Below are 18886 nucleotides of genomic sequence, written 5' to 3'. Positions count from 1 at the left end.
CCGATGAACGAAGACTCTCAGGATTCGACGACCGTCAACAGCGAGGACTCGCGCGAGTATCTCACCTTTACCCTGGGCGACGAGGAATATGGCATCGATATCCTCAACGTGCAGGAGATCCGCGGCTACGACACCGTCACCAAGATCGCCAACTCGCCGCACTTCATCAAGGGCGTGATCAACATGCGCGGGGTGATCGTGCCGATCATCGACATGCGCCTGAAGTTCGAACTCGGCGAGGTCGAGTACAACCAGTTCACCGTGGTGATCATCCTCAACATCACCGGGCGCGTGGTCGGCATGGTGGTTGACGGCGTCTCCGACGTCATCGCGCTGCACCACGAGCAGATCCGTTCGGCGCCCGAGTTCGGGGCCGTGCTCGATACCGCCTATATCGATGGTCTGGCCACGCTCGAGGAGCGCATGGTGATCATGGTCAACATCGAGCGGCTGATGAACAGCGAGGAGATGGGGCTGGTCGATCAGGCACGCGCGAGTGCCGAGTGAGCGCGTCGCCGCGTGCGCGGTGGCGTCGGTAATCGAGAGCATGACGGGAGAGCCGACATGGGGAATTTGAAGGTCGCGACACGCTTGGGCTTGGGTTTCGGCATCGTGCTGGTGCTGCTGGGTGTGGTCGGGTTCATTGGCATCAGCAAGATCTACGGCATCAATCGCAACATCGACACCATCACCCAGGACCTGTTCCCGAAAACGGTCTATGCCAACAACGTCATCGATAGTGTCAATGCGGTGGCCCGCTCGGTACGCAACATCCTGATCGACAACGATCGGCTGAAGATGCAGCGCGAGATGGATGCGATCGAGCAGCGCGGGCGCGAGATCACCAAGAACCTCGATCAGCTCGAGTCGACGATCACGTCACAGGAAGGGGTGCGTCGCCTGGAGGCGACTCGCGAGACCCGCGCGGCCTATCTCGACGCCCAGTCGCGACTGATGGGGCTGCTGCGCGACGGTCAGCGCGAGGCGGCCAAGGCGCTGCTCGAGACCGAGGTCGAGGACGCCCAGGAGGACTATCTGCACGCGATCGCGGCGCTGATCACCTTCCAGACCGATCTGATGCGCGCGGCCGGCGAGGATGCGCAGCAGAACGTCGACTCGGCCACCACCCAGGTGCTGCTGCTGTGCGTGATCGCGCTGGTGGTGGGCATTGCCGTCGGCTTCTGGATCGTGCGCGGGCTGATGCGCCAGCTCGGCGGCGAGCCCGACTACGCCGCCTCCATGGTTCGGGTGATCGCCGCCGGCGATCTCTCCCAGACCATCCATACCAAGCCCGATGACAACAGCAGCTTGCTGTACTCGCTGCAGCGTATGCAGGAGACGCTGAAGAGCCTGGTCGGCGAGATCGCCCAGGTGGTCGAGGCGGCCGCCATAGGTGACTTCTCCAAGCGGATCGATCTCACCGACAAGCAGGGCTTCGGCAAGGACGTCGGCGTCAACATCAACCAGCTCTCCGATACCACCGAGACCGGTCTCAACGACATTACCCGAGTGGCCGATGCGCTTGCCGCCGGCGATCTGTCGCAGTCGATCACCCGCGACTATCCGGGACTGTTCGGTCGCACCAAGGCCGGGGTCAACGGCTCGGTGACCTCGATGACCAATGTCGTCAACGAGATCCGCAGCATCGTCGATGCGGCCACCCAGGGCGACTTCAGCGTGCGCCTCGACCTCTCCTCCAAGCAGGGCTTCGCGCGTGAGATCGGGCAGATGCTCAATCAGCTCTCCGACACCACCGAGGTCGGGCTCAAGGACGTGATGCGGGTCTCCAAGGCGCTCGCCGAGGGTGATCTGACCCAGAGCATCAACAAGGACTATCCCGGGCTGTTCGGCGAGACCAAGGACGGGGTCAACACCACGGTGGCCAATCTGCAGCAGCTGGTGCTGCGCATCAAGGAGTCGGTCGACACCATCAGCACCGCCTCCAACGAGATCGCCACCGGCAACCAGGACCTCAGCCAGCGCACCGAGGAGCAGGCCAGCTCGCTGGAGGAGACCGCCAGCTCGATGGAGGAGCTCACCAGCACGGTCAAGCAGAATGCCGACAACGCCCGTCAGGCCAACCAGCTCTCGGTGACCTCCTCCGAGGTCGCGGTCAAGGGCGGCGCCGTGGTGCAGGCCTCGGTCGAGACCATGGCGGCGATCTCCGAGGCCAGCAAGAAGATCGCCGACATCATCGGGGTGATCGACGGCATCGCCTTCCAGACCAATATCCTCGCGCTCAATGCCGCGGTCGAGGCCGCCCGCGCCGGCGAGCAGGGCCGCGGCTTCGCGGTGGTCGCCGCCGAGGTGCGCAACCTCGCCCAGCGCTCGGCCAACGCCGCCAAGGAGATCAAGACCCTGATCACCGACAGCGTCGAGAAGGTCGACTCGGGTACCGCCCAGGTCAACGAGGCCGGCGAGCGCATGGATGAGATCGTCACCTCGATCAAGCGCGTCACCGACATCATGGCCGAGATCTCCGCCGCCTCCGACGAGCAGTCGACCGGCATCGAGCAGATCAATCAGGCGGTCACCCAGATGGACGACGTCACCCAGCAGAACGCCGCGCTGGTCGAGGAGGCCGCGGCCGCGGCCGAGTCGCTCGAGGAGCAGGCCCGTGCCCTGGCCAAGGTGGTCTCGGTGTTCAAGGTCGATCAGGGGCTGGTCGCGCAGGGCATGGCGCCGCGTACTGTCGCCACCGTCCCGAGCGCGCGGCCGGCGGCCAAGCGCCCGCTTGCGCCGACCAAGCAGAAGAAGATGGTCGCGCCGCCTGCCGGTGACGACGGCGACTGGGAGGAGTTCTGAGTCCGTCCCGAGGTCGTCGCGCGGCATTTGCCGCGCCCGGCGACCGGGTCGTTCGCCCGGGGCCGCCGGCGCATCCGCGCTGGCGGTACGAGTGGTCCTAAGGACGGGACCGCGCCGTGGCGCGGCCTGCCGGTGAGCGCAGACGATGCACGAGCGCGAGTTCCCCTTCACCAGTCATGATTTCGAGCGGATTCGGAAGCTGATCTACACCTATGCCGGCATCTCGCTGCACGCCGGCAAGGCCGACATGGTCTACAGCCGGATTACCCGGCGCCTGCGGGCCACCGGGCTGCGCTCGTTCGAGGACTATCTCGAGCGCCTGGTGAGCGATGCCGAGGAGTGGCAACACTTCGTCAATTCGCTGACCACCAATCTCACCTCGTTCTTTCGCGAGTCGCATCACTTCCCGATCCTCGCCGAGCATGTCCAGACGCTGCACGCGCAGACGCGTCGCCCGCTGAAGCTGTGGTCGGCGGCCTGCTCCACCGGCGAGGAGCCCTACTCGATGGCGATGACCATGATCGACACCTTCGGCAGCTGGTCGCCCCCGGTGCGCATCCTCGCCACCGATCTCGACACCAATGTGCTCGAGCAGGCGCAGGCCGGGGTTTACTCGGCCGAGCGGGTCGAGCGACTGCCGCGCGATCTGGTGAGACGCTTCTTCCTGCGCGGGCGCGGCACCAACGCCGGGATGGTGCGGGTGAATCCGGCGGTTCGCGCGCTGGTGCGCTTCAGGCCGTTCAATCTGCTCCAGACCCAATGGCCGATGCAGGGCCCCTTCGCGGCGGTGTTCTGTCGAAATGTGCTGATTTATTTCGACAAGCCGACCCAATATCGACTGATGCAGCGACTCCACCCGCTGCTCTACCCGCAGGGGTTGCTGTTCGTCGGTCACTCGGAGAGCTTGCTGCACGCGGCTGATCTGTTTCGCCCCCGGGGGCAGACCGTGTGCATCCCCGTTGCGCGACCATCAGGACGTACGAGGTGAGCATGAATGGCGGTTTCGAGGAGGTCCTCGCCCCCAATCTCTACTACGACCGGCATTTCGACATGGATGCCGTCAAGATTCTGCCGGGCGAGTACTATGTCTCCAATCGTGACCTGTTGATGGTGACCGTGCTCGGCTCCTGTGTCGGCGCCTGCGTGCGCGACCGGGCCAGCGGGATCGGCGGGATCAATCACTTCATGCTGCCCGATGACAAGCGCGAGGAGGATGAGCGTTTCGGGCGCTCGATGCGCTACGGGGACTATGCGATGGAGATGCTCATCAACCAACTGCTGAAGCTCGGCGCGCGGCGCCACAACCTCGAGGCCAAGGTCTTCGGGGGGGGCAACGTGTTGCCGGGGTTCAAGAGCAATATGGTCGGGGAGCGCAACGCGGACTTCGTGATCGACTATCTCGATACCGAAGGGATACCCTTGGTCGCACGCGACCTGCTCGGCAACTATCCACGCAAGATCTATTTCTTTCCCTCCTCCGGCAAGGTTTTGGTCAAGCGGCTGCGCAGCCTGCACAACGACACCATCATCGAGCGCGAACTGACCTACCGGCAGCGGCTGCGTCAATCCAAGGTGGAGGGTGAAGTGGAGCTGTTTTCCTGAAACCCGGCGCGACGACGCCTGTCGTCGCGCCCTCGATCCGGCCGCCGTGAGACGTCGACAGCGGGCATCGGCCAAGCATGGAGGAGATATGTCGAAGTTGAAGCCGTATTGGCCACCGCTCGCGCTCGGCCTGGTCGTGCTGCTGCAACAGGTGCTGCTGCCGGGATTGATCCCGCCCTGGCTGGGCACGCTGCTCCTGGCGCTGGGGTGGGCCGGTACGCTGTGGTGGACGCTGCGTCCCGGGCAGCCGCCCGCGCGGCAGGAGTCGACGCCGGAGTATGCCCGGGCCGATCGCGAGCTGTGGGAGCTGGTGCGCGAGATCGATGCGCTGATCGTCCCCGAGATGGCCGAGCTGCGCGAGCTCATCGGTCAGGTCGATGGGCTGGTCGAGCAGGCGTCGAGCGATCTGCAGGCGAGTTTCCAGGGGCTCTCGGATACCTCCAAGACCCAGCAGGATCTGGTGATGCGTCTGGTGCAGGGGATGTCCGGCGGCGAGGACGATGCCGCCGGCGAGGCGGCGCACATCGACATGAACGTCTTTCTCGAGGAGAACAGCAGGCTGCTCGAGGAGAACGTCGCCCGGCTGATCGACATGGGCAAGCACAGCGTCCAGGTGGTCCACCAGATCGAGGATCTCTCGGCGCAGATCGACGGCATCTTCACCGGACTCGACGGCGCCACCAAGATCGCCCGTCAGACCAATCTGCTGGCGCTCAACGCGGCGATCGAGGCGGCCCGCGCCGGCGAGTCCGGGCGCGGCTTCTCGGTGGTGGCGCAGGAGGTGCGCAAGCTGTCGATGGATTCGGCGGCCTTCACCGAGCAGATCCGTGGTCAGGTCGAGCAGACCCAGGGGTTCTTCGCCGATACCCATGCCATCGTCGCGCGCATGGCCTCGCAGGACATGAACGCCTCGATCACCGCCAAGGGCGCGATGGACGACATGATCGAGCAGGTGCAGCTGCTGAACCAGAACGTTTCTTCCGGGCTCGAGCAGCTCACCGCGATCGTCGATCGCATCCAGGTCAGTGTCGCCGATGCGGTGCGACTGCTGCAGTTCCAGGACATCGCTCATCAGGTGATGATGCGCGCCCAAGTGCGCATCGACTTCATGGAGCGTTTCGCCGCCGAGCTGCGCCAGTTGCCGCTGATCGAACCCTCGAGTTCCGGGGACGAGCTGGCCGCGGCGCGCGTGCGGCTCGAGCAGCTGCGTGGCGAGCTCGAGCAGACCGCGCATCGCTCGGTCACCCAGCAGTCGATGGATGAAGGCGAGATCGAGCTGTTCTGAACGCTGAGACGGGAGCTTCTTCGTGGGTAGACCGATTCGTGTCCTGGTAATCGATGATTCGGCGCTGGTGCGCAAGCTGCTCTCCGAGCTGCTCGAGGCCGCCCCCGACATCGATGTGGTGGGGACCGCGCAGGACCCCTATGTCGCGCGCGAGCGCATCAAGGCGCTCGATCCCGATGTGCTGACGCTCGATGTCGAGATGCCGCGCATGGACGGCCTGACCTTCCTGCGCAATCTCATGCGGTTGCATCCGATGCCGGTGGTGATGGTCTCGTCGCTGACCGAGCGCGGCGCCGAGGTCACCCTCCAGGCGCTCGAGCTCGGCGCCGTCGACTTCGTGTGCAAGCCCGCGCTCGATCTGAGCGGGCGGCTGCAGAACTATGCCGACGAGTTGATCGCCAAGATCCGGGTGGCCGCCCGGGTGCGCGTGCGCGCCCGGCCCGGGCCGGGCGCGACGGGGGCGGCCGCGTCGCCGCGGCCGCCGGTGCTGCGCCATTACCGCACCACCGACCGGATCATCGCGATCGGCGCCTCGACCGGCGGCACCGAGGCGATCCACGAGGTGCTGATGCGGTTGCCCCCGGATGCGCCGGGGATTGCCATCGTCCAGCACATTCCGCCCGGATTCAGCGCCGCCTTCGCCGAGCGGATGAATCGCCAGACCGGGTTGGTGGTCAAGGAGGCCGCCGAGGGCGATCGGATGATGCCGGGACACGTCTATATCGCCCCTGGCGATCGCCACCTGCAGCTCGCCCGCGATGGCGCGCGCTATGTCTGCCGGATCAACGATCAGCCGCCGGTCAACCTCCATCGCCCGAGTGTCGATGTGCTGTTCGACTCGGTCGCCCGCGCCGCCGGCACCAATGCCTGCGCCGCGCTGCTCACCGGCATGGGCGCCGATGGCGCCGCCGGTCTCAAGCGGTTGCACGAGCTCGGTGTCTATACTGTCGCGCAGGATGAGGCCTCCAGCGTGGTCTGGGGCATGCCCGGCGAGGCGGTCAAGCGTGGCGCGGCGAGCGCGGTGCTGCCGCTGCATGCGATCGCCGACGCGCTGCTCAAGGCCGCACGGGGGAGGGCGCCGGGGGAGCGCTCACATTGACCGTCGTTGCGCCGCCTTCCCACTCATGCTGGAGGCACCGCCCGGTGCGCGCCAGCGGTCAACCCAGGTGCTCTAAAGCTCATGTCTGTCAAACGCCAAGTCGATGAAACCCACTCCGAGGTCACCATCAGCATCGAGGGTCGTTTCGACTTCTCGCTGCACAAGATCTTTCGCGATGCCTATCGCGATCTCTCGCCGACCACCATGCGCTTCGTGGTCGATCTGGGTGATGCGAGCTATCTCGACAGCTCGGCACTGGGGATGTTGCTGCTGCTGCGCGAGCACGCCGGCGGCGAGCGTGCCCAGGTCCGCATCATCAACGCCCAGCGCGATGTGATGCGAGTGCTCAAGATCGCCAACTTCGATCGTCTGTTCGCCTTCGACTGAGGGGCCGGGGGCAGCAGCGATGGATGTATCCACCACCGGCGCGGTCGGTGACAGCCCACGAGAGCAGCGCGGTACCGCGCTGATCGTCGATGACGAGCTTGCCAACTGCCGTCTGTTGTCGCGGATGCTGCAGCGCGAGGGCTTCAGGACGCTCGAGGCGCTCAGTGGCGAGGTGGCGCTCGAGCTGTTCGTCGACGAGCGTCCCGACATCGTCTTCATGGACGTGATGATGCCGAGGCTCAGCGGCCTGGAGACGACGACGCGAATCAAGCAGCTCTCGGGGATGGACTTCGTGCCGGTGATCTTCCTCACCGCCTTGAGCGACGAGGAGTCGATGACCAGCTGCATCGCCGCTGGCGGCGACGACTTCCTCTCCAAGCCCTTCAGTCTCGGGGTGCTCAAGTCGCGGATCCGGGCGATGGAGCGGGTGCGTGATCTGCACCGGCGTCTGGCGGCGCAGAAGCTCGCGCTCGCCGAGCTGCTCGAGCGCGAGCACGAGGAGCAGGCGCTCGCCGAGCGGGTGCTGAGCTATGCCGTCGGCAACCGCAACGTCGAGGTCGAACGCCTGGCGCTGCTGCAACGCCCGGCGGCACTGTTCAACGGCGACCTGGTGCTCACCCAGCGCCTGCCCGACGGCGGGCTGCGCATCCTGCTCGGCGACTTCACCGGTCACGGTCTGGCCGCCGCCTTCGGCGCCCTGCCGGTGGCCGATATCTTCCATACCATGACCCGCCGCGGCGCCGATGACGCCCGGGTGCTCGCCGCGATCAACCGCAAGCTCCACCAGGTGTTGCCGGCCGATCGCTTCATGGCCGCGGTGCTGATCTCGATCTCGGCCACAGGCGATACCCTGTTCTGGTGGAACGGCGGCATGCCGAGCGGCTGGTTGCGCACCCACGAGGCACTGGTCGAACTTCCCTCGCACGCCTTGCCGCTGGGGATCCAGGCCGAGTTCCCGATGCGCGAGCAGCACCACCGGGTGGCGCTCTCACCCGGCGATCGTCTGCTGCTGATGAGCGACGGGTTGCTCGAGGCGCTCGATCGCGAGGGGCGGATGTTCATCGAGCGTGGCCTGATGGAGCTGCTGCACGGCTGGCAACCCGGGGTGTCGCTGCTGCCGGCGTTGATCGAGGCGCTCGATCGTCACTGCGAGCAGACCGAACAGCTCGACGACATCGCCCTGCTCGAGTGTCCGCTCGATGCCGCCACCGTGCCGGTCTCCAACGGCCAGCTGGTACGTGGCAGCAGTGGCAGCTGGCGCTGGTCGCTGGAGCTGCGCGACGGCCAGATCGGCAATCCGCCCTCGTTGCGCGCCGCGCTCGGTCCGCTCGGGCTGCTCGACGGGCTCGAGGCCCAGGAGGGCGCGCTCGAGACGGTGTTCGCCGAACTCTATGCCAACGCCCTCGAGCACGGCGTGCTGGGACTCTCGTCGCGGATGAAACGGACCGCCGATGGCTTCGAGCAGTATTACCGCGAGCGAGCCACGCGGCTGGCCGAGGGCTGTCACGGCTGGGTGCGGGTCGAGGTCGGTTTCACTCCGGTCGAGGGCGGTGGTGAGGTGGTGGTCTCGGTTGCCGACAGCGGCACCGGCTTCGCCCTCGATACCGAGCACTTCACCGCTCCGGATGCCGCTTGTCCCTGGGGACGCGGCCTGACCCTGGTGCGCGGACTGTGCGAGTCGGTCAGCATCGATGCCAGCGGCTCGCGGGTCGAGGCACACTATCGCTGGTAGCGCCCCATTCCCTCCCTGTCGTGGTCGCTCACCGATGTGCTGTCGGCGGCGGTGACGGACGGATGTCGCAGAATCACCGCTCAGCTGACCCAGGCGGGTTGTCGCGCTCACCGGATGTGACATACCTTTGCATGACTCGTTCCCCATTCATTCGGGGTCGGCGCCGCTCGGCGTCTTGGTGCCGGGCGCGGCTCGGCGCCCGCAGCGGCGAGTGCGGAAGGTGTCCCGTGTCGAGAACGAGAAGACCATGCTTGAGAGACCGAGATGAGCCGAATTCACCTGTCACGACTGCAGTTCAAGCTGTGGCTGGGGGTCGGTATCGTGGTCCTGATCGGTTTTCTCGCCCTGCAGTTCGACCACCACCGTACGCTGCGTCAGTTCATGCTCGATCAGGTGCGCGACGATGCCCGTACCCTGCATACGGTGCTGCTGGCGGCCCACCGGGTCCACTACCTCACCCCGTCGGGCGACCCCTCGTGGCAAGCCGGTTTCCTGCCCACGCCGGCGATCGACCGTCTGGCCGAGGCGGTTCAGGAACAGGTCCCGAGCGCGCTGCGTTTCAGCACCGTGAGCCTGCGCGCGCGCAATCCGGCCCATCAGGCCGATGCCGACGAGATCGAGGCGATCCGCTTCTTCGAGCGCTCGCCCGAGGTCGCCGATCGTCTGGTCGCGCTCAACGATGCCGATGGCCAGCGCATCTATCACTATGCGCGGCCGATCTGGGTCGAGCCGGCCTGTCTCGGCTGTCACGGTGACCGTGCCGCCGCCCCGCCCGCCATCGCCGAGCACTACCAGGGCGGATTCGGCTATCGCGCGGGCGAGCTGCGCGGCATCCTCAGCGTGCGCATCCCGGGCGCCTCGGTCGAGCGCCGGACCGATGCGGCCTGGCTCAGCTCGGTACTCGACCACTTGCTGATCTTCCCGTTGATGCTGCTCGCCGGTGGCATCCTGCTGCAGCGCTTCGTGGTCGACAAGGTGACACGGCTGGAGCATGCCGCTCACGCCCTGGCCGTGGAGCGCGAGGTGGCACCGCTGCCCTGCGACGGGCACGACGAACTCGACGAGCTGGCGCGGGCGTTCAATCGGATGTCGGTACAGACCCTGGCCCGTGCCCGGGCGTTGCGCGAGGAGCGGACCTTCCTCCAGCATGTGATCGACGGGATCGACGAACCGATCCTGGTGATCGGGCTCGACTACCAGGTGTTGCGGATGAATCAGTGCGCGCGTGAGCTGATGCGCACCATCGGGTTGGCGCCGAACGCCTTCAGGTGCCACCAGCTGTGGCAGGGCAGGGATGAACCCTGCGGCGATGCCCGCAACCCCTGTCCGCTGCAGCGCATCCTCGACACCAGGGCGCCGTGCAAGGTGGTGCATCACCGCACCGACAAGGACGGCAGGGAGCGCAGCTTCGAGGTCGCCGCCAGCCCGCTCTACGACGATGACGGCCATATCGTCGGCATCATCGAGGCCTCGCGCGAGATCACCGAGCGACTGCACCTGCTCGCCAGGCTCGAGGCGAGCGATCAGGCCAATACCCAGCTCACCCGTTATGACCTGCTCACCGGGCTGCCCAATCGCGCGCTGTTCTCCGAGCGTCTGACCTTTGCCATCGAGCAGTCCCGGGTGCAGGGCGACGAGCTGGCGGTGCTGATCGTCGATCTCGATCGCTTCAAGCACATCAACGACAGCTTCGACCACAGCGATGGCGACCGTATCCTCAAGCGTGTCGCCAACCGGTTGCGGGGGCTGTTCGCGCCGGGCGACACCCTGGCGCGGATGGGCGGCGACGAGTTCGGCGTGATCCTGCGCGGGTTGCGGGGGAGCGATCAGGTCATCGGCGTCGCCCAGCGGATCATCGGCGCCTTCTCCACGCCGTTCGAACTGCAGGGACACAATCTGGTGCTCGGCGCGAGCATCGGCATCAGTCGCTACCCCGAACACGGTGCCAGCGGCGACGACCTGATCCGCAACGCCGATGCCGCGCTCTATCGCGCCAAGGCCGGGGGCGGCGGCACCTTCGACTTCTATACCGAGGAGCTGACCGCGCACGCCTTCGAGCAGGTGCTGCTCGAGGGCAGTCTGCGCCAGGCGCTGGCCGAGGAGTCCTTCGTGCTGCACTACCAGCCGCAGCTCGAGCTCAATGGCGAGCGACTGCACGGGCTCGAGGCGCTGGTGCGCTGGCAGCACCCGGAACTCGGTCTGGTGGCGCCGGGCAAGTTCATCCCGCTGGCCGAGGAGTCGGGATTGATCGTGCCGCTCGGGCGCTGGGTGCTGGCCGAGGCATGCCGGCAGATGGCCGAGTGGCGTGATGCCGGGTTGTTGTCGGCGGAGACGATGATGTGCGTCAATCTCTCGACCAAGCAGTTCGCCGACCATGAGCTGCTCGAGTTGATCCAGCGCAGTCTGCGCGAGAGCGGACTCGCCGCCGGGCAGCTCGAACTCGAAGTCACCGAGTCGGTGATGATGCGCGCCTCCGATCAGGTCATCCCCCAGCTCGAGCGGCTGCGCGCACTCGGTATCAAGGTGGCGCTCGATGACTTCGGCACCGGCTACTCCTCGCTGAGCTATCTCAAGCGCCTGCCCTTCACCAAGCTCAAGATCGACCGCTCCTTCGTCTCCGAGCTGCCCGAGGACGCCAGCGACGTGGCCATCACCAAGGCGATCATCGCGCTGGCCGAGAGCCTCTCGCTCGATGTCCTCGCCGAGGGGGTGGAGACGGCGCGCCAGCGTGACTTCCTGCGCGTGAACGGGTGTCGGCTGGCGCAGGGCTTCTTCTTCTCCAGACCGCTGTCTGCGCTCGAGTGCGAGCGCTATCTGGCCGCGCTCGCCGCCCGTTCGACGACGGGCTAGAGTCCCTGCATCCAGGTCTCGAGCGTCTGTGCGAGCACGCCGAAGGCCTCGCCGAGCGCGGCGAACGCCCCGCGTGCCTGCTCCAGCGCATCGCCGCGCGCGTGTTGCTCGAGTCTCAACGCCTGTTGCTCGAGCGCCGGGGCGGACAGATTGCTGGCCATGCCCTTGATGCTGTGCGCCTTGAACGCCGCCTCACTGAGGTCGCCGGCATCGAGTGCGGCGCCGAGTTCGGTGATGCGTTCGGGCAGGTCGCTGAGGAACTGGGGGATGACCTCCAGCAGGATCTCGCGATCGTGCATCATCCGTTCGAGCAGCTCGGCGGCGACGAACACCTCCGTCTCGTCCTCGGCGGCTGCTGCGGGGGGCGGTGACGGGGCCTCGGCGAACTGCGCCTCGAGCACTGCGGCGAGCGTCTGCGGCTGGATCGGCTTGGGCAGATGGGCGTTCATCCCGGCGGCCAGACAGCGCGCCTGATCGCCCTCCTGGGCGAGCGCGGTCATCGCCACGATGGGGATCTGCGCGGTCTCGGCCCCGGCCTCGCCGTCGCGGATCCGTCGGGCGGTCTCGAAGCCGTCCATCTCCGGCATCTGACAGTCCATGATCACCAGGTCGTAGTGCGCGCCGGCGAGTGCCGTGAGCGCGCCATGGCCGTCACGGGCGAGGTCGACCTCGGGATGACCGAGCCTGGCGAGCAGGCCGCGGGCCACGACCTGATTGGTGGGGTTGTCCTCGACCAGCAGGATCCGGCGCGACGTCGGGCGTGGCGGCACGGCTGCGCGAGGCTGGATCGGCGGCGATGTCTCGTCGGCGTGCAGCATCCGCTCGAGTCCCTGGCGCAGGTGCTCGGCGCGCAAGGGCTTGGTGAAGTAGTGATCGAAGCGGCAGTCGGGACGGCTCGGGATGTCGTGAAGACTGAGCGGCACCATCAGTGCGCGCGCGGTATCGGCAAGCAGGGGGTCGGCGCCGATCTGTTCGTCGAGCGTGCAGCCGTCGCTCTCGGCGGCCAGCGAGAGGTCGATCAGCACCGCCTGGTAGGGGTCGCCGGCGCGTAGCGCCTGGCGCAGCAGACCGAGTGCCTGTGCGGCAGTATGGGCGGCGCTGTGGCGGCAGCCGCAGCGGGTGAGCAGCTCGCCGGCGAGCTGGCGACTGGGTGCATGATCGTCGACGATCAGCAGGCGCGCGCCGATCGCGGGGCACGGCGGAGACGGTGCGCTGTCGTCGATCTCCAGCGGTAGCTCGAACCAGAAGCAGGCGCCCTCGCCGAGGGTGCTGTCGACGCCGATGCGCCCGCCCATCAGCTCCACCAGCTGCTTCGAGATCGCCAGTCCCAGTCCGGTACCTCCATAACGTCGACTGTGCGAGGTGTCGCGCTGGGTGAAGGCCTCGAACAGGACCTGCTGGTCCTCGGCGGCGATGCCGATGCCGGTGTCTGCGACCTCGAAGCGGATCGCGCCAGCGGCATCGAGCTGACGGGCGTGGATCCGTACCTCGCCGCGGTCGGTGAACTTGATGGCGTTGCCGACGAGATTGATGAGCACCTGGCGCAGCCGGTCGGCGTCGCCGCGGAAGGCGTGCCGCTCGAGCTCGGCGAGGTGATAGGTCAGCTCCAGCCCCTTCTCCTGCGCGCGGAAGGCGAGCATCTCGGCGATGTCCTCGATCAGGGGGCGCGGTTCGAAGCGCTCGTGCTGCAACGCGAGCTTGCCGGCCTCGATCTTCGACAGGTCGAGCACGCCGTTGATCAGCGACAGCAGGCTCTCGCCGCTGGCGCGCAGGATCTCGGTATAGCGCTTCTGCTCGAAGGTCAGCGGGGTGTCGAGCAGCAGGTCGCTCATGCCCATGATGCCGTTGAGCGGGGTGCGGATCTCGTGGCTCATGTTGGCCAGGAAGGCGCTCTTGACGCGAGCGGCCTGCTCGGCCTGGAGGCGGGCCTGACGCAGGTCATCCTCGCGTTTCTTGCGCCGCAGCGCGTTGAGCAACAGCTCGGTGAGCAGGATCAGCAGGTCGATCTCGGCCTCGGCCCAGTGCTTGTCGGGTTGCGCCGTGCAGAAGGCGATGAACCCATGACAGCCCCGGGTGTCGCGCAGCGGCAGCAGCAACAGGGTGTGGATGCCGTGGCCCTGGAGCTGTGCGCGCAACGGGTCGTCGGCGGCGAGGCCCTCGCGGGTGGTGAACAGGAAGCGCGGTCCGTCGTGACGCTGGCAGAGCAGCGGCTCGATCATCGACCAGGAGAGCCAGCGCATGGTCGGTGTCGCGGAGCGTTCTTCGAGGTTGCACCAGGCGGCGATGCGCCTTGGCTCGTCGCCCCCCGGGGCGCGCTCATGGAGACAGGCGCGATCGGCACCGATGAAGGTGCCGACCTTGGCCAGGGCGTCGTGGATCGCCCCCTCGAGCTGCTCGCTCGGGGTGGTGAGAAAGCGCATCGACAGGTCCATGATCAGCCGCTGCCACTCGAGGCGGAGATAGAGCTGCTCGCGCACCAGCTGACGATCGGTGACGTTGTGGGCGACATGGACATAGCCGACCAGCTCGCCGTCGGCGTCGTGTAGCGGCGTGGTGGTGATGCTGAGATGACCGCCCAGCCGCGGCTCGTAGAGTTCGGCGGTGGCGCTCTCGCCGCTTTGCTCGGTGCGGCTGAGCGGGCAGGCGTGTGGCGGGGCGTCGGTGTCGTGGACCACCGCGTAGCAGGGGCGACCGATCAGCGACTCGGGGGTACAGCCGAGCTGTTCGGCCATGGCGCGGTTGACGCGCAGGATACGTCGCTGATGGTCGATCAGCGCGATCATGTCGGGCAGGGCGTCGAAGGTTCGTGTCCAGAGCTCGCGACTCCAGGGCGGCATCGGGTCCCGGCTGGCCTGGTCGAGGCCCTGTGGCAGCGCGACCTCCTGACGGCGAGGCGCAAGTGGGTCAACTGACATGATGATGCTCCTGGAGCAGGGTGTCTTGGAGTCGGGTCAGGGCTGCGCGGAGATCGGTGAAGGCCGTCTCGACGGCGCCGAGCGATGCGGCGAACGTTGCGGGGTCGCTGGCGCAGCGACAGGCCGTCTCGAGTTCGGCGGCCGCCTCGGCCAGCTGTCTGGCGCCGAGGCTGGCGGCTGCGCTCTCGATGTGCTGGGCGTGATGGGCGCAGGCGGCGAGATCGCGCCGTTGCTGCTGCCGGCCGAGCGAGGCGAGCTGTCTGGGGATGTCGTCGAGGAAGGTCTCGATCACCTGATGGATGAGCGCGCGGTCGGCCATCAGCCCCTCCATCAGCGCCGGTGTGTCGAGGACCGGAGGGGCCCCGGGGGGGGCGAGCGCCTGCCGCGGCAGCCAGCGCTCGAGTGCTGCGGCCAGCGCCTTGCGGTCGATCGGCTTGGCCAGGTAGTCGTTCATGCCGGCTTGCAGGCAGCGCTCCCGATCCTCTTCGAGCGCATGCGCAGTCATGGCGATGATCGGGATGTCGCGGTTGAGCAAGCCCTGCGCCGGGTCGCGAATGTGCCTGGTGGTCTCGAGTCCGTCGAGCAGCGGCATCTGTACATCGAGCAGCAGCAGGTCGTAGTGACGCGCGGCGAGCGCCTCGAGGACCTGGCGACCGTCGCTCACGCAGTCGGCGTCGAAGCCGAGGTGACCGAGGATGCCGAGTGCCACCTGCTGGTTGGTGAGATTGTCGTCGGCAAGCAGCAGTCGCGCCGGATGGCGCTCGCGGCGAGCGGGCGATGCGGCTGGGCGTGGCTGATCTGCGGGGCGGCTCAGCGTCTGCTCCAGCGTGTCGAGCAACTCGCGCTGGCGCACCGGCTTGGTCAGCTGAAGGCCGAGGGCATGACGGGTACAGCGCTCGGTCTCGCGGGCGATGCCGAGCGCGGTCATCATCACCAGTGCGGTTCCGGCCAGCGCCGGCTCGGCCCTGATCGCCTCGCCCAGGGCGATACCGTCCATGTCCGGCATGTTCACGTCGATGAGTGCAATGGCGAAGGGGCGCTCCTGAGCGACACCCCGGTGGAGTTGTGTCAGCGCCTGGTCGCCGTCGCCGGCCGCGGCGCTGGCCAGCCCCCAGTCGCCGAGCTGTGCGGCGATCAACTCACGGGTGTGGCGGTTGTCGTCGACCACCAGCACCCGTGTGTCGCGCAGCCGCGCCGAGGGCTGCGGTGGGTGGCGCTCCGCCTCCGGCCCCTGCTGGCGCGCCAGGGGCAGGTCACACCAGAAGATCGAGCCCTGCCCGAAGGTGCTCTCGAGGCCGAGCTCGCCGCCCATCAGCTCGACCAGTTGCTTGGTGATCGCCAGCCCCAGTCCGGTGCCGCCGTAGCGGCGGGTGTTCGACGGATCGACCTGGGAGAAGCCGTGGAACAGCCGCTTGCGCTTGTCGTGCGGGATGCCGATACCGGTGTCACGGACCGCCAGGCGCACTCTGACCTGGTGCGCATCGCATCCGAGCAGCGTGGCGCGTACCGCGACCTCGCCATGCTCGGTGAACTTGATCGCGTTGCCGACCAGGTTGGTGAGGATCTGCAACACACGCCCGGGGTCGCCGCGCAGCGCCGTGGGGATATCCGGCGCCGCCGTGCAGGTCAGCTCCAACGCCTTCTCGTGGGCGTGCAGCGCCATGGTCGCGACAAAGTCGTCGAGCAGTTCGCCGAAGTCGAAGTCGATGCGTTCGAGCTCGAGCTTGCCGGCCTCGACCTTGGAGAAGTCGAGGATGTCGTTGATGATCTTGAGCAGCCCCTCGCCGCTGTGCTGGGCGATCTCGAGATAGCGCTGCTGATCGGCGTTGAGCGGGCTCTCGCGCAGCAGTCCGAGCATGCCGATGACCCCGTTCATCGGGGTGCGGATCTCGTGGCTCATGTTCGACAGGAAGCGGCTCTTGGCGCGGCTGGCCATCTTGGCGCGGTTGGCCATGGCGTTGGCGCGTTCGATCGCTGCCTTGAGCGCCGCGTTGGTCTCGCGCAATGCATCCTCGGTGCGCTTGCGGGCGCTGATATCGATCGACAGCGTGCCGGTGCCGATCAGTCGCTGGTCGTGGTCGTAGATCGGGTACTTCTTGGTCAGCAGGGTACGGGTCTCGCCGCTGGCGAGCCGGGCGTCGTGCTCGCGCACGATGTGCTCGCCCGCGGGGAGGAACTGGGCGCGGCGCTCGTCGGCCATGAGTGAGCGCGCCGGTTCCTCGTCGGGGGCGATGCCGAGCAGCTCGGCATCGGTGCGCCCGACCAGATGCCCGGTGGAGTCCACGCCGACGGCCTGGGCGAAGGCCGGGTTGGCGGCGATCACGCGCAGCTCCGGGTCGCGAATGGCGACCAGGTCGTCGCTGTGCTCGACCGCGGCCGAGAGCATCGCCATGGTCCGCTCGGCCTCCTTGCGGGCGCTGATGTCGGTGTGCGAGCCGCTCATTCGATACGGCTCGCCCTGGGCGTTGCACAGCGCCCGTCCGCGCGAGAGGATCCAGCGATAGCTGCCGTTCTTGTGTCTGAGCCGGAACTCGAGGGCGTAAGAGTCCTGCGGCTGCTGCAGATAGTTGGCGAGCTGATTGAGGATCCGGCGCCTGTCTTCGGGGTGGAGTCGTGTCTCGAAGCTCTCGAATGCGTTGTCGAGCTCGTCATCGGCAAAGCCGATCTGCTCCTTCCAGCGCGGGGAGATGAAGACCTGATTGTTGCGCAGGTCCCAGTCCCAGATGCCGTCGCTGCTGCAGTCGATCGCCAGCATGTAGCGTTCGCGACTGAGTTCGAGCTCGTGCCGGATGCGTTGTGCCTCGCTCATGTCACGGAACACGATCACCGCGCCCAGGGTGTGGCCCTGATCGTTGCGGATGGGAGCGCTGCTGGTGACCACCGGACGACCGTTGCCGCTGCGCGTGATCAGCAGCGCCTGCTCGGTGGCGCGCTCGACCGTGGCGGTGCTGGGCAGCGGGATGGGGTCGCGGGTCTCGGGGTCGACCAGCAGCAGCACGTCGCCGAGCGGGCGTCCGCGTGCCTCGGTGGCCATCCAGCCGGTGAGCTGCTCGCCGGTCTGATTGATGTCGATGATGCGCTTGTCGGCATCGGTACTGATCACCCCCTCGCCGAGTGAGCGCAGGGTGGCGGCGAGCAGTCCCTGGTGCTCGACCAGTTCGGCCTGCTGGCGGCGGATCAGCCGCCTGGCCCCCCGCACCAGCAGCCCGCTGGCGCTCAGTGCCGCGCTCAGCAGCAACATGGTGACCAGTCCCCAGGTACGGATGTGATGGCTGAAGGCGCTGGCCTCGCTGGTGAGGTCGTGGGCCAGCAGCAGGTCGCCGACGTGTCGGCCGGCGACATCGTCCAGCGGCAGCAGCGACAGCCGCCAGCGGGTGTCGTCGACCATCAGCTCGCGACCGGGGTCGTGCTGCGTGTGACCGGGGCGGTCGATCTGCTCGATGGCGTGATCCAGGCCGGCGGGGATGCCACCCGGTGAGCTGTAGGTGATGACGCTGTTGGTCAGGCGCTCCCAGTCGCCCTCGCGTCCGAGCAGCCGCATGCCCTGCTCCCAGGGCGCGCGATCGAGCAGCTGCTTGCGGATGATCACCGCCAGCCGGGTCTCGGTGGGGGTGTGCAGTGCCGCGAGGATGTCCTCGATCTCCTTGCCGACCTCGACATAGCCGATGCGGCGTCCGCGATCGTGGATCGGCGTGATCGCCCTCAGGGTGAAGGTGCCGAGCGGGCCGAGTTCGAGCCCTTGAGCGTCGCTGTCGTCGCGTTCGGCCTGGCGCGCGGTGAAGCGGTCGATCCGGTCGCCGACCCGTTCGGGGGCGTGCAATCGCAGCAGGGTGCGCCGATCGACGCCGATGAAGTAGAAGTGGGTGAGTCCATTGCGTATGCGCAGACGCTCGAACAGGGCACGCCAGCGCCGATCGAGACGCTCGGGATCACGCGCGGCGAGCGCCTCGCGGGTGGTCGTGTCCATCGCCACCGAGGTGGCGAGGGCGTCGAGCCAGTCGCTCTGGTCGTCGAGGACGGCGTTGAAGACGGTCGCGATCTCGTCGATGTCGGCGGCGACGATCTCGCGCAGTCGTTGTTCCTGGATCCACCACAGCAGCACCGAGAAGGCGCCGATCAGCAACACCAGGATCAGTGCGAACAGCGGCAGCAGATGACGCAGCGATGAGGCCGGGCGCGGCGTCCAGCTCATCGCGCTCGCCACCCGAGGC

The 18886-nt window shown here is 67.3% G+C and carries 11 protein-coding genes; 9 read left to right on the top strand and 2 right to left on the bottom strand.

Features of this window, described 5'->3' with window-relative positions; all coding sequences use genetic code 11:
- Nucleotides 1–3: 3 nt before the first annotated feature.
- From ACAM26_RS11165 to ACAM26_RS11125, 9 genes are all read left to right on the top strand, one after another.
- Entirely contained in the window at nt 4–507 is a 504-nt protein-coding gene (locus tag ACAM26_RS11165) for a chemotaxis protein CheW (protein WP_123141047.1), read from the top strand.
- Between the two features lie 57 nt (nt 508–564).
- Nucleotides 565–2805: a methyl-accepting chemotaxis protein gene (locus ACAM26_RS11160; protein ID WP_369613667.1), complete on the top strand. Its 2241-nt coding sequence runs from the start codon at nt 565–567 to the stop codon at nt 2803–2805.
- A gap of 145 nt (nt 2806–2950) precedes the next feature.
- Nucleotides 2951–3793: a protein-glutamate O-methyltransferase CheR gene (locus tag ACAM26_RS11155; RefSeq protein WP_123142808.1), complete on the top strand. Its 843-nt coding sequence runs from the start codon at nt 2951–2953 to the stop codon at nt 3791–3793.
- A 2-nt stretch (nt 3794–3795) separates the two neighbouring features.
- Nucleotides 3796–4407 carry a chemoreceptor glutamine deamidase CheD gene (gene cheD, locus ACAM26_RS11150; protein WP_123141044.1) on the top strand — a complete coding sequence of 204 codons (612 nt, stop codon included), beginning with the start codon at nt 3796–3798 and terminating at the stop codon, nt 4405–4407.
- Between the two features lie 88 nt (nt 4408–4495).
- Nucleotides 4496–5692, top strand: coding sequence for a methyl-accepting chemotaxis protein (locus ACAM26_RS11145; protein ID WP_369613666.1), 1197 nt, complete (start codon nt 4496–4498; stop codon nt 5690–5692).
- A gap of 22 nt (nt 5693–5714) precedes the next feature.
- The gene (locus ACAM26_RS11140; protein WP_123141042.1) at nt 5715–6791 is read left to right on the top strand and encodes a chemotaxis response regulator protein-glutamate methylesterase; all 1077 of its coding nucleotides are present in this window, start codon (nt 5715–5717) and stop codon (nt 6789–6791) included.
- An 81-nt stretch (nt 6792–6872) separates the two neighbouring features.
- Nucleotides 6873–7178, top strand: coding sequence for an STAS domain-containing protein (locus tag ACAM26_RS11135; RefSeq protein WP_123141041.1), 306 nt, complete (start codon nt 6873–6875; stop codon nt 7176–7178).
- A gap of 19 nt (nt 7179–7197) precedes the next feature.
- Nucleotides 7198–8910 (top strand): fused response regulator/phosphatase, encoded by a 1713-nt coding sequence (locus tag ACAM26_RS11130; RefSeq protein ID WP_132230012.1) that lies wholly within the window; start codon nt 7198–7200, stop codon nt 8908–8910.
- Nucleotides 8911–9174: 264 nt separating this feature from the next.
- Nucleotides 9175–11760 carry an EAL domain-containing protein gene (locus ACAM26_RS11125; RefSeq protein ID WP_132230013.1) on the top strand — a complete coding sequence of 862 codons (2586 nt, stop codon included), beginning with the start codon at nt 9175–9177 and terminating at the stop codon, nt 11758–11760.
- On the opposite strand, the gene ACAM26_RS11120 is transcribed toward ACAM26_RS11125, so the two are convergent.
- Both ACAM26_RS11120 and ACAM26_RS11115 read right to left on the bottom strand, forming a co-directional pair.
- Nucleotides 11757–14675 carry an ATP-binding protein gene (locus ACAM26_RS11120; RefSeq protein ID WP_369613665.1) on the bottom strand — a complete coding sequence of 973 codons (2919 nt, stop codon included), beginning with the start codon at nt 14673–14675 and terminating at the stop codon, nt 11757–11759. The two genes, ACAM26_RS11125 and ACAM26_RS11120, sit on opposite strands and share 4 nt — an antisense overlap.
- Nucleotides 14665–18867: a response regulator gene (locus tag ACAM26_RS11115; RefSeq protein WP_369613664.1), complete on the bottom strand. Its 4203-nt coding sequence runs from the start codon at nt 18865–18867 to the stop codon at nt 14665–14667. The genes ACAM26_RS11120 and ACAM26_RS11115 overlap by 11 nt, the downstream gene beginning before the upstream one ends.
- Between the last annotated feature and the right edge of the window lie 19 nt (nt 18868–18886).

Origin of the sequence: Marichromatium sp. PS1, assembly GCF_041155115.1 — a bacterium.
GTDB classification, from domain to species: Bacteria; Pseudomonadota; Gammaproteobacteria; order Chromatiales; family Chromatiaceae; genus Marichromatium; species Marichromatium gracile.
This window is presented reverse-complemented; position numbering and strand designations above follow the sequence as displayed.